At 73.5% G+C, this 11,529-nt stretch carries 12 protein-coding genes; 4 read left to right on the top strand and 8 right to left on the bottom strand.

Annotated features, from left to right (window positions below; all coding sequences use genetic code 11):
* The first annotated feature begins 133 nt into the window (after positions 1-133).
* Positions 134-985 (top strand): hypothetical protein, encoded by an 852-nt coding sequence (locus tag ACIBEC_RS03820; protein ID WP_360492280.1) that lies wholly within the window; start codon positions 134-136, stop codon positions 983-985.
* Positions 986-1,048: 63 nt separating this feature from the next.
* Here the strand turns inward: ACIBEC_RS03820 and ACIBEC_RS03825 are convergent, their stop codons facing one another.
* The 6 genes from ACIBEC_RS03825 to ACIBEC_RS03850 all read right to left on the bottom strand — a co-directional run bounded on the left by ACIBEC_RS03825 (position 1,049) and on the right by ACIBEC_RS03850 (position 6,468).
* Positions 1,049-1,699: a C39 family peptidase gene (locus tag ACIBEC_RS03825; protein WP_360492283.1), complete on the bottom strand. Its 651-nt coding sequence runs from the start codon at positions 1,697-1,699 to the stop codon at positions 1,049-1,051.
* 269 nt (positions 1,700-1,968) lie between these two features.
* Positions 1,969-2,559, bottom strand: a complete 591-nt coding sequence (locus ACIBEC_RS03830) for a DUF4188 domain-containing protein (RefSeq protein ID WP_360492338.1) — start codon at positions 2,557-2,559, stop codon at positions 1,969-1,971.
* Positions 2,560-2,710: 151 nt separating this feature from the next.
* Positions 2,711-3,349, bottom strand: a complete 639-nt coding sequence (locus ACIBEC_RS03835) for a TetR/AcrR family transcriptional regulator (RefSeq protein ID WP_360492286.1) — start codon at positions 3,347-3,349, stop codon at positions 2,711-2,713.
* 199 nt (positions 3,350-3,548) lie between these two features.
* Positions 3,549-4,535: an aldo/keto reductase gene (locus ACIBEC_RS03840; RefSeq protein ID WP_360492289.1), complete on the bottom strand. Its 987-nt coding sequence runs from the start codon at positions 4,533-4,535 to the stop codon at positions 3,549-3,551.
* Between the two features lie 68 nt (positions 4,536-4,603).
* Positions 4,604-5,425 carry an ABC transporter permease gene (locus tag ACIBEC_RS03845; protein WP_360492292.1) on the bottom strand — a complete coding sequence of 274 codons (822 nt, stop codon included), beginning with the start codon at positions 5,423-5,425 and terminating at the stop codon, positions 4,604-4,606.
* Positions 5,425-6,468 carry an ATP-binding cassette domain-containing protein gene (locus ACIBEC_RS03850; RefSeq protein ID WP_360492295.1) on the bottom strand — a complete coding sequence of 348 codons (1,044 nt, stop codon included), beginning with the start codon at positions 6,466-6,468 and terminating at the stop codon, positions 5,425-5,427. Before ACIBEC_RS03850 ends, ACIBEC_RS03845 begins: the two co-directional genes overlap by 1 nt.
* A gap of 130 nt (positions 6,469-6,598) precedes the next feature.
* Here ACIBEC_RS03850 and ACIBEC_RS03855 point away from each other — a divergent pair, with 130 nt between their 5' ends.
* Positions 6,599-7,369 (top strand): TetR/AcrR family transcriptional regulator C-terminal domain-containing protein, encoded by a 771-nt coding sequence (locus ACIBEC_RS03855; RefSeq protein WP_360492298.1) that lies wholly within the window; start codon positions 6,599-6,601, stop codon positions 7,367-7,369.
* Positions 7,370-7,376: 7 nt separating this feature from the next.
* Here ACIBEC_RS03855 and ACIBEC_RS03860 read toward each other — a convergent pair whose 3' ends face one another.
* Together ACIBEC_RS03860 and ACIBEC_RS03865 are read right to left on the bottom strand one after the other, a co-directional pair.
* Positions 7,377-8,810: a pyridoxal-phosphate dependent enzyme gene (locus ACIBEC_RS03860; protein WP_360492301.1), complete on the bottom strand. Its 1,434-nt coding sequence runs from the start codon at positions 8,808-8,810 to the stop codon at positions 7,377-7,379.
* A gap of 142 nt (positions 8,811-8,952) precedes the next feature.
* Positions 8,953-9,513, bottom strand: a complete 561-nt coding sequence (locus ACIBEC_RS03865; RefSeq protein WP_360492304.1) for a hypothetical protein — start codon at positions 9,511-9,513, stop codon at positions 8,953-8,955.
* A 165-nt stretch (positions 9,514-9,678) separates the two neighbouring features.
* Between ACIBEC_RS03865 and ACIBEC_RS03870 the strand changes: the two genes are divergently transcribed.
* Both ACIBEC_RS03870 and ACIBEC_RS03875 read left to right on the top strand, forming a co-directional pair.
* Positions 9,679-10,821 carry a serine hydrolase domain-containing protein gene (locus ACIBEC_RS03870; RefSeq protein ID WP_360492307.1) on the top strand — a complete coding sequence of 381 codons (1,143 nt, stop codon included), beginning with the start codon at positions 9,679-9,681 and terminating at the stop codon, positions 10,819-10,821.
* Between the two features lie 8 nt (positions 10,822-10,829).
* The gene (locus tag ACIBEC_RS03875; protein WP_360492343.1) at positions 10,830-11,375 is read left to right on the top strand and encodes a hypothetical protein; all 546 of its coding nucleotides are present in this window, start codon (positions 10,830-10,832) and stop codon (positions 11,373-11,375) included.
* Positions 11,376-11,529: the final 154 nt, after the last annotated feature.

Genomic DNA, 11,529 nt, shown 5'->3' on the forward strand with positions numbered 1-11,529 from the left:
CATCAGCCATGGAAGCGGTCCACTCACCCGCCGCAGCGGTCCGAGGCACGGGCCGCCGCGGCGTCCGCCGGGCCGTCCCGACCAGCCGAGCTCCCGCTTCCACCCCGGAGCTCCGTCCGAGGAAGGTCTTCCGATGGCCGATCTCGTCCACCCCGCCCGCGCACTGTGGTGGCTCTTCGAGCCGGTGCACGCCGTCACCTACTTCCTGCCCGAGGGGCGCGCCGCCTTCGAGGAGGCCGGTCTGCACGGCCGCCTGCACAGCTACTTCGCGAGCCGCTCGGCCCCGCTCGGCGCGGTGGACGCGACGCCCGTGGTCGCCGCGTTCTTCAACTTCTCCCCGGCGATGGTCGAGCGCGCGCTGCCGGAGGTGTGGACGCACGCGAGCCCGGAGGAGGCGCTGGTCGCCCGGCTGAAGGGCTCGGCGGCGACGCTGGCCCGGCTGCTGGAGCACGTGAACCCGGAGCAGGTCGAGCTGGTCGCGGAGACCCTGGAGCAGGTCGCGTCCCGGCTGGACTGCGCGGGCCGGGTACTGGCCGCCGCCAACACCGCGCTCCCCCGGCCGACCGGCCTGTATGAGCGGCTCTGGCAGGCCGCCACCGTGATGCGCGAGCACCGCGGGGACGGCCACGTGGCCGCGCTGGTGGCGGCCGGGCTGGACGGCTGCGAGGCGCTGGTGATCCGCTGCGCGATGGACATGCGGCGCGAGATGATCCAGCCGCTGCGCGGATGGACGGACGCCGAGTGGGAGGCGGCCGCGGAGCGCCTGGTCGAGCGCGGCTGGCTGACCGCCGCGGGCACGGTCACCGAACTCGGCCGGATCCGCCACCAGGCCGTCGAGGCCGCCACCGACCTGGCCGCCACCCGGGTGTGGGAGGACTACCCGCGCGCCGAACTCGACCGGCTGGCGGCGGCCTTGAAACCGATATCGGCACTGTGTCGCAGCGAACTTCCGGTCAACCCGGCGGGGCTGCCCGACAACCCGTAGGCCGCCCGCTGCTCCGCTACTCCCCTGCTCCGCTACTCGCCTGCTCCCCTACTCCCTGCTCCGCTACTCCCCCGGCGGGCCGAGCACGATCCCCCGCCCGGCGTAGAACGCCCCGAACGACCGCCACGGCACGCGCGCGAAGGCCTGCGACTCCCCCGGGAAACCGGACGGGTTGTGGATCAGCAGCGCCGTGTCCGTGGCGCCCACCGCCAGCACCAGGTGGCCGCCGCGCCGTACCGGCTCCGGACCGCCCGGCTCCCGGATCGACGGGTGCACCGACACCATCACCAGCCGTCCGCGGGCCACCTCGGCCGACACCTCCTCGGGCGTCAACTCCCGGGCGTGCGCCGCGAGTCCCCACCGCCGCCGGACGTAGTCGGCGAACGGCAGGTGGATCAGACCGCGCAGGCTCTCACCGTCCCGCACGTAGGCGCCCGCCGCCACGCACTCGCCCGCGAGCGCCATCGCCGTCGGTGTCACGCCCCACCAGTGCTCCAGCGCCATCCGCAGGCAGGCCACCCCGCACAGCCGCCACGACCACCACGCGTACTCCGTCGGGCCGGCCGCCCCGGACTGCCCCCAGCGCGGGTCCGCAGACGCGTCCAACCGCCCGTCGACGATCTCCCGCACCAGCTCCGGGGACTCCCACTGCGCCCGGTACGGCACCTCGTGCACCACCCGCGCCGGCCGCGCGGCGCTGCCCTGATCCACCATCCCCCGACGCTCTCACGCCGGGCGGCCGGACAACTCACGACACTCCCTGAGTATCCGTACTCAGGCGGCCGACCTGCGGCTTTCCGTACCGTGATCACGCGGTGGACAAGGACGGTCGAGGACGTGGGAGCAACGGTGAAGCAGTTCTTCCTGGGGGTACTGGCCCTACTGGCGACGGGCGCGACGATTCTCCTGGCGCCATGGGTCTACCTGGCGGTCGCCATGGGGCCGGACTCGCCCGATTCACCCGTCTCGCCGGCCACCACCACCTACGCGCCCGTCGCGCCGTCTCCGACGGCCGTGTCCCCGAGCCGCTTCCCGGCGCCGGCGGAGTCTCCCGCCCCGCCGGTCTCGCTCGACCGGTAGGCCAGCCGCTGCGCCGCGTGCCGTCCGCGCTCCTCCACCGGGAGCGCACCGGTGGCGCCGGCCAGGCCGAACGGCGGCATGTCGAAGTAGATCGACTCGTACCCGCCCTCCGGCACGATGTACGTCTCGTGCCAGAGCCCGACGTGCCCGCGGGCCTTGCCCTCCCGCAGCTTGCGGTTGGCGATGCCCCACACGGTGTGGTGGAAGCCGTCCGGCGCGCTCGCGTAGCCGTACAGCCTCTCCTTCGACTCCCAGTACTGGACGACGTAGTAGGTGCGCGGCGAGGCGGTGAGCAGGATGCGGCCGAGAAGACCGCGCTCGGCGCCACGCTCGGAGCCGCGGCGCAGCTCGTACAGCATCCGGAACATCGCGAACATCACCGGGCCCCAGTGGTGCACGGCCCAGAACCGGTTGATCCGCATGCCGATGAGCAGCACCACGGTGTCGCCGGTGGCGGCGGCGGTGGTGTAGCCCCGCAGCGGCTTGGCGAACACCGAGCGGACGAACGGCGAACCCGTCCCTCCCGCACGTGATCCCGGACCCGTGGACATCCCGGCCTCCCCGCGCCGAACCCGCACCCCATGTAAGCGGTGATTACATCAGCGCACGATGACCCGGTCAAGGCTCGCAACCGCCACAATTCGGCTACTGCGCAGGTCGGTTGGCGATCCCCTGACCGAAGGTGTCCAGCACCTGCGCGGCCAGCTCCTCCGCCTTCTCGGTCGGCAGGTAGCCGTCCACGATCATCTGCGCCAGCCCGTACACCAGCGCCTGCCCGGCCAGCCCGACCAGCGCCGGATCCCCGGGACGCAACCGGCCCGCCTCCTGGTCCGCGGCGACCACATCCATCAACGCCCGGTCGATCCCGTCCAGTTGCTCCCGCAGCTCCGGCTCCCGCGAGGCCGCGAACACCCGCGAGCGCACCAGCTCGAACCGCCGCGGATGACGCACCGCGTACCGGACGAACCCCAGGCCGACCGCCCGCATCACCGACCCCCCGTCCGGCCCCCCGTCCGACCCGGCGGCCGCCACCTGCGCCTCCTGCCAGCGCACGAAGTCCGCCAGCACCCGGTCCGCCAACGCGGTCAACAGCGCCTGCCGGTCGGCGAAGTGCCGGAACGGCGCCCCCGCCGACACCCCCGCCCGCCGCGCCACCTCCCGCACACTCACCTTCTCCTGGCCCTGCTCGTCCAACACCTCGAACGCCGCCGCCACCAACGCCTCCGGCAACGCCCCGTGGTGGTACGCCCCCCGCTCCCCGACCCGTTCCCTCGTCTCCCTCATACCAGCCTTGCTACCACAGCCGGCCGGGCCCGGGGTCGACGTCCCGCGCCCAGCCGGCGGCGGCGGCACCGAACCACCCGGGCAGGTGGCCGAGCAGGTCCCGCGAATCCCCGCCGGCCGGACGATCCCCGCAATGTCCGGCCCCCGGCCGCGCGACCGGGGTCGGTCGCGCGGCCGGGGCCGGCCGGGGGCGGGTGGCCTACCAGGCGTAGTCCTCCGGGGCGGGCTGGTGGCCCGGGAAGAGTTCGTCGAGGCGGTCGAGAGTCTTCCGGTCGAGTTCGAGGTCGAGGGCGGCGAGGGCGGCGTCGAGGTGGGCGGGAGTGCGGGGGCCGATGATGGGGGCGGTGACGGCGGGGCGGGAGAGGAGCCAGGCGAGGGCGAGGTCGGCGGGGTCGGTGCCGAGTTCGTCGGCGAAGTCCTCGTAGGCCTGGATGCGGTCGCGGTGCTTGGCGAGGAGTTCGTTCGCGTAGCCCATGCCGCTGCGGCCGCGGGTGCCCTCGCGTTCCTTGCGCAGGACGCCGCCGAGCAGGCCGCTGCGCAGCGGCGACCACGGGATGAGCCCGAGGCCGTAGTGCTGGAGGGCGGGGATGACCTCGAGCTCGATCGCGCGGTCGAGCAGGTTGTAGAGGGACTGCTCGCTGACCAGGCCGAGGAAGTGGCGGGAGCGGGCGGCCTCCTGGGCCTGGGCGATGTGCCAGCCGGCGAAGTTGCTGGAGCCGACGTAGATGATCTTGCCTTGGGCGACCAGGATCTCCATCGCCTGCCAGATCTCTTCCCAGGGCGTGGCCCGGTCGATGTGGTGCATCTGGTAGAGGTCGATGTGGTCGGTCTGCAGGCGGCGCAGGCTGGCCTCGACGGCCTTGCGGATGGCGAGCGCGGAGAGCTTGCCGCCGTTGGGCCAGTCACTCATGTCGGCGTAGGCCTTGGTGGCGAGGACGGTGCGCTCGCGGCGGCCGCCGCCCTGGGCGAACCAGCGGCCGATGATCTCCTCGGTGCGACCCTTGAGGTTGCCCTCGCTGTCGCGGCCGTAGCTGTTGGCGGTGTCGAAGAAGTTGATGCCGCGGTCGTGGGCGGTGTCCATGAGACGGTGGGCGTCGGCCTCTTCGGTGTGCGGGCCGAAGTTCATGGTGCCGAGGCAGAGGCGGGAGACGGTCAGGCCGGTGCGGCCGAGGTGGGTGTACTCCATGGCGCCCCACCCAAGACCACACCGACCCCCCTGTCCAGCACATTTCGCGGGCGCGCCGGAACCCCTGGTCACCGCCCGTGCGTGGCGAACTTCCGTACGGCGAGCGGCATGCAGAACGCGAGCAGCACGGCGCTCCAGAGCAGCGCGGCGAGCGTGGCATGCTGCGCCGGCCAGGCGGATCCGGGTGCCGAGGGGTTGCCGAAGAGCTCCCGGCAGGCCTGGACGACGGAGCTGATCGGGTTCCAGTCGGCGACGAAGCGCAGCCAGCCGGGCATGCCGACGGTCGGCACGTAGGCGTTGGTGATCATCGCCACCGGGAAGACCACGACGGAGAGTTGGCCGGCCGCCTCCTCCTTGCCGACGGTCAGGCCGAGCAGGGTGCCGACCCACGTCATCACGAACCGGAAGAGCAGCAGCAGTGCGAACGCCCCCGCGGTGTCGGCGAGTCCGTGCCGGGCCCGCCAGCCGGTGGCGAGCCCGACCAGTGCCAGCAGCGCCAGGACGACCGCGCTGACCAGCAGGTCGGCGAGGGTCTGTCCGAGCAGCAGACCGGTACGGGAGACCGGCATGGAGCGCAGCCGGTCGGTGACGCCGCGCCCGACGTCGCGGGCGGCGCCGACCATCGTGGGCATGATGCCGTTGGTGGCGACCATGGCGAACAGCCCGGGCATCAGGAACTCCCGGTAGTCGCCGCCGCCCGGCACCCGCATGGCGCTGCCGAAGACGTACCCGAAGACCACCACCATGATCACCGGGACGCCCAGCGAGGCGGCCAACAGGCCGGGTGAGTGGCGGTAGTTGAGCAGGATGCGAAGCATCGACGTCCAGGTGTCGGAGACCAGCCGGCCGACGGTGGACGGTCGCGGGGCCGCGTACACGACGGTGGCCATCAGGCGGCCCTCCCGGCCTCGGTGGGCCCTCCGACCTCAGCGGGCTCGGCGGACGCCCCGGCCTCGGCGGGGGCCCCGGCCTCGGCGGGGGCCCCGCCCGACCGGCCGGTCAGCGCCAGGAAGACGTCGTCCAGCGACGGAGTCCGCACCGCGACGTCCTGCGCGACGACCCCCGCCCCGTCCAACTCCCGCACCAGCGAGGGCAACAGGACGGACACGCCGGGGGCCGTCAGCACCGTGACGGTCCGCTCGGCGACATCCACCTGCGCGTCGCCGCCCGTCATCGCGGACAACACCACGGCGGTGGAGGCGAGCTGACCGGGGGTGGCCAGGGTGACGGAGACCTGGCTGCCGATCGCCGCCTTGAGCCGGTCCGGTGGGCCGGTGGCGATGGCGGAGCCGTGGTCGACGACGACGATGTCGTCGGCGAGCCGGTCGGCCTCCTCCAGGTACTGGGTGGTGAGCAGGACGGTGGTGCCGCCGTCCGCCAACTCCTTGACGGTGTCCCAGATTTCCTGGCGGCTGCGCGGGTCGAGCCCGGTGGTCGGCTCGTCCAGGAAGAGTACGGGCGGGCTGGTGACCAGGCTGGCGATGAGGTCGAGGCGCCGGCGCATGCCGCCGGAGTAGGTGCGCACCAGCCGGTCGGCGGCCTCGGCGAGGCCGAAGCGGGTCAGCAGTTCGTCGGCGCGCACCCGGGCCCGGCGGGCGCCGAGGCGGTGCAGCCGGCCGAGCAGGTGGAGGTTGTCGCGGCCGGTGATGCCCTCGTCGACGGCGGCGTGCTGCCCGGCGAGGCCGATGGAGCGTCGGACGTCCTCGGCGGCGCGGACGACGTCGTGTCCGGCGACCCGGGCGGTGCCGCGGTCGGGGGCGACCAGGGTGGCGAGGACACGGACGGCAGTGGTCTTGCCGGCGCCGTTGGGGCCGAGGAGGCCGCAGACGGTGCCGGCGGGGACGGTGAGGTCGAGGCCGCGCAGGGCCTGGGTGGCACCGAATTGTTTCGCCACGCCCGCCATCTCGATGGCGGGCCGGGTGGTGTCGGACATGGCTCTGCCCCTTCTCTAGGTACAGCGTACGTAGAAGCGAACGCGGACACAATCGTACTACGTACGCCGTACGTATCTAAGGGGTCGATCCGGAAGCGTCTCTAAGATGGGAGAGCGAGGTGATCTTCCAGTGCCGTCCAGCAAGACCCCCACCGGCTCCGAGAGCCGAAAGAGCCCCGACGCTGCGCAGCAGCCGGGCAGGCCCACACCCCCCGAGGCCCCCGAACTGATCTGGCTGCGCCCCGAGCGCACCGGCCGCGGCCCGCGCCCGGCCCACAGTCGCGACTCGATCGCCGCCGCGGCCATCGGGATCGCCGACGCCGAGGGCCTGGACGCGGTCTCCATGCGCCGGGTCGCGGCGGCGCTCGGCGCGGGCACGATGTCGCTCTACAACTACGTGCCGAAGAAGGAGCACCTGCTCGACCTGATGCTCGACGCGGTCACCGGCGAGTACCGGCTGCCGCCCGCGCCGAGCGGCGACGTCCGGGCCGACCTCGCCGACCTCGCCCACCAGCAGCTCGACATCTCCCGCCGCCACCCCTGGCTGCCCGCGCTGCTGCTGGCCCGTCCCAGCCTCGGCCCCAACGCCCTGCGCTACACCGACCACTTCCTGGCCGTCACCGCCCCCACCGGCCTCGGCGGCGGAGCCCGGATGGAGGCGATGGCACTGTTCAACGGGTTCGTCACCCAGTTCGCGCAGTACGAGCAGACGGCGGCTGCGGGCGCCAAGTGGCAGGCAGAGCTGGTCGGTTACCTCAGCCAGGCGGCGATGAGCGGCGATTTCCCGCACCTGGCGCAGGCATTCGCCACCGCCGGCCCGCCCGCCGACCCGGACAGGGCCTTCGACCGCACGCTGGACCGGGTGATCTCCGCCATCCTGACACCCACCGGCGCCACCTGACGGATCGTCAGTTCGCGAAGGCCTCCCGCGGCAGCACCCCGGCCACCCGCCCGTCCACCAGCACCAGGACGGCCGGGTGGCCACCCCCGCCGGCCTGCCCGGTCGCCCCCACCTGCCCAGCCTGCCCGGCCGGCCCCGCCAGGGCCGCCCGCGCCTCGGCCGGCGACTGCCCGACGCCCACCGTCGGCAGCGCCGGCCCGAGCAGCGCGCCCAGCGGATCGCCCGGCTTGGCACCGCCGTCCGCGAGCGCCGCCGCCAGCACCTCCCGCGACACCGAGCCCACCACCTCCGTCGCGCTCACCCCGAACGGGCGCGCCGCCCGCGCCAGCACCGCCGGTGCCACGCCACCCGGCACGGCCTGCAGCGCCTCCACCGCCTCGCCGACGGTCGCGTCGGCGGGGACCGTCACCGGCGGGCCCGCCGCCTCCAGCGCCTCCCGCACCGCCGTCTCCCCCGGCTCCTCCAGGAAGCCCCATTCCCGCATCCACACGTCGCTGTGCACCTTGGACAGGTACGAGCGTCCCGAGTCCGGCAGCAGCACGACCACCAGGTCGTCCGGGCCCAGCCGCCGCGCCACCCGCAGCGCCGCCGCCACCGCCGTGCCCGAGGACGGGCCGGCCAGGAGGCCCTCCTCCCGTGCGAGCCGGCGTGCCGTCAGCAGCGATTCGCGGTCCGGGATCCGTTCGAAGGAGTCGACCACCTCCGAGCGGTAGGCCTGCGGCCAGCGGTCCTCGATCGTCTCGGGGTGGAGGAAGTGCCCGATGCTCTCGACGAACCACGGGCTGCCGTCCCCGCCTCCGTACGAGGAGGACTCCGGGTCCGCGCCGACCACGGTCACCGCGCCGCCGGACACCTGCTGCAGGTACCCGCCGGTGCCGGTGACGGTTCCGCCGGTGCCGACGCCCGCGACGAAGTGGGTCACCCGGCCGCCGGTCTGCTCCCAGATCTCGGGACCGGTGGTCCGGACATGGGCATCGGGATTGGCCAGGTTGTCGTACTGGTTGGCGAGCCAGGCCCCGGGAATCTCCGCGGCGAGCCGCTGGACCACGTTGAACAGGTGCCGCGGATCCTCCCGCGGCACGGTGGTCGTGGCGCGCACCACCTCCGCGCCGTACGCCCGCAGGATGTCCGACTTCTCGGGCGCCGACTTCTCCGACACCCCGGCGATCACCCGGTACCCGCGCCGCCGCCCGACGATGGCCAGGCCGATGCCGGTGTTGCCGGAGGTCGCCTCGATGATCGTCCCGCCGGGCTTGAGCAGACCGTCCCGCTCGGCGGCCAGGACCATGGACAGCGCGGCGCGGTCCTTGACGCTGCCGCCGATGTTGAGGAACTCGGCCTTGGCGTAGATCGGCGCGGCGACGCCGGCACCGAGCCGGGCGAGCCGGATCAGCGGCGTCCCGCCGATCGCGTCGAGGACGGATTCGTGCACTGCGGTCATCCTGGGCTCTCCTTCATCCGGTGCGGCGCGTGGGGACGTCCCGACCGAGCCTTCCCACACCCGCGCCCCGCCAGCCATCCCACAGCCTCACCGGCACCCGTACCCACACCCAGACCCCGCCGGTCGGCCGCGACGACCTAGGTCAGTACCCCTGCGGGTGCTTCGACAGCCACTCGCTGTGCCGCTCCTTCAGCCGGTCGCGCTCCTGCGTCGTGGTCAGGAAGACGTCCGCGCCGCCGTCGTACGGGTGGTAGACCCGCAGGAGTTCGGTGTCCGTGATGATCACACCGGCCACCTCGTCGTCGGCGACCCGTCGCAGCAGCCCGTCGAGGCAGCCGCGCCGCCACGGGCGCTGCTCGACGAAGGCGTGGCAGTGGACCCAGAATTCCGGGTCGGGATCGTCGGTCTGCTGCCAGCTCCGCCAGTGGGTCGTTCCCGGGCGCGCGGCGGGGGCGGGCGGCTCCGACGTCCGCTCCGGCGTGATCACGTACACCTCCGTGCCGGCGAACAGCTCGTCCAGCACGGTGTTGTAGCGCTCCAGCACGATCGCGTACTCGCGCTCGTCGTCGGGGTAGCGCTTGGACTCCGGCAGGCTGTGGAAGCGCACCCAGACGTCCCGCCCCTCCGAGTAGAGCCCGTTCCCGACGGGCTCGCAGCCCGGCCACCGCCGCTGCCAGAGCGCGGTCAACGCCTCCCGGTCCACCGGACCCCCTCCGTCGCTTCTCCTCCGGTTCTGCTCCGGATCGCCCGCGAGTCTGTCACACCCACCCCTCCAGCCCCGGCGTGGTGAAATCCCCTCGTCACGGCCGCCCGGCTCCCGTACCGTGGTCCGGTCGCTGATCTTGAGGGCAGAACGGGGCTCCACACCATGCAGCAGTACCAAGGCTGGGCCGACGAACGCTTCGGCGCCGTCGCGGATGCCTTCGCGCGCAACTTCGCCGAGTTCCCCGAGCTGGGCGCCGCCGTCACGGTGTTCGCCGGCGGCCACAAGGTGGTCGAACTGTGGGGCGGCACGGCCGACGAGCGCACCGGCCGGGCCTGGACGCAGGACACCGTGGTGCCGGTCTTCTCGTGCGCCAAGGGCCCGGTGAGCATCTGCGCGCACCTGCTCGCCCAGCAGGGCCGGCTCGACCTGGACGCGCCGATCGCCCGCTACTGGCCCGAGTTCGCGCGGAACGGCAAGCAGTCGATCACCACCCGGATGATCCTCGGCCACCGGGCCGGCCTCCCGGCGCTGGACGCGGTGCTCTCCTTCGAGGAGATCGCCGCCTGGGAGCCGGTGATCCGGGCGATCGAGGCGCAGGAGCCGCTCTGGGAGCCGGGCACGGCCTACGAGTACCACGGCCATGTGTTCGGCTTCGCGGTCGGCGAGCTGATCCGCCGGATCACCGGCCTGACCCCCGGCGCGTTCCTGCGCAAGGAACTCGCCGAGCCGCTCGGCCTTCCGGTCTGGCTCGGCCTGCCGGAGGGCGAACTCCCTCGCCTGGCCCGACTGGTGGAGGCCGAGGGCCGCCGCCCGATGCCCGGCCCGGAGCACCTGCTCACCCGGATCGTGACGATGAACGGCGCCCTGGTCTTCCCCGGCCTGGACGTGCCGCACGGCTGGAACGACCCGGCCCTGCACGCGATCGAGCTGCCCGGCGCGGGCGCCGTCGCCTCCGCCACCGGCCTCGCGGGCCTGTACGCCGCGGCCGTCACCGGCCTGGACGGCGGCGAACGGCTGCTCTCGCCCGACACGGTCACCGACGCGGTGCGCGAAGTCTCCTCCGGCACGAGCTTCCTGGGCTTCGACATGGGCGCCCGCTGGGGCTCCGGCGTACTGCTCGACTCGCCCGCCTTCCGCAGGCTGCTCGGCGGGCGCAGCTTCGGCAACGACGGCGCCGGCGGCCAGTTCTCCTTCGGTGACGACGAGTTCGGCATCGGCTTCGGCTACGTCGCCAACCGGATGATCGGCCACGGCGACGCCCGGGCGACCCGACTGATCGACGCGGTGCGCGGGTGTCTGGGATGACGGGCTTCATGGCTGTCCTCACCGGCCTGGCCACCACCGGCAGCCTCGGCAAGCTGCACTACGGCGCCTCGCTGCCCGAACTCGCCGCCCACTACGGCGATCCATGGGACCAGGGCCGGCTCCACCGCGAAAGCCGCTGGCCGCGCGCTTACCACTGGGGCGACGTGATGACGGTGTTCTGCCGCTGCCGGAAGCTTCACTCACTGTCCCTGTCGGCCTGGAATGACCAGCTCGAATTCCCGCGGCCGGGTGGCGAGTTGGTGACGCTCGACACCATCGTCACCGAGACCGACCTGATGGCCGCGCTGACCGCCACCGGCCACACGTGGCAGACGGTGAACTACGAGAACCTCACGGACCAGCGGAACCTGATCTTCGAGCCGGTCGAGGATGTCCACGTGGAGCTGGTCCTCAGCAACCGACCCGATAGCGACGAGCCCCCGCTGGAGGAGTTCAGGCTGTACAAGGTGATCCTGTGGGGCTACGAGCACGACGACTGCGCCGAGCCGGACCCCACCCTGCCCGCCGACGGCTGGGGCACGGGCGACCACTGAGCACCGCACGGCCGCACCGGCGGCGGGCCGTCCGGGAGACCCCCCGCCGGGGGGGGGGGGGGGGGGGCCCCCCCCGGGGGCCGGCCCCCCCCCGGCGGGGGGGGGCGGGCCCCCCCCCCCCCCCCCCCCCCCCCCCACCCCCCCCCCACCACCC

The sequence above is a fragment of the Kitasatospora sp. NPDC051164 genome, from assembly GCF_044455625.1.
GTDB lineage: Bacteria > Actinomycetota > Actinomycetes > Streptomycetales > Streptomycetaceae > Kitasatospora.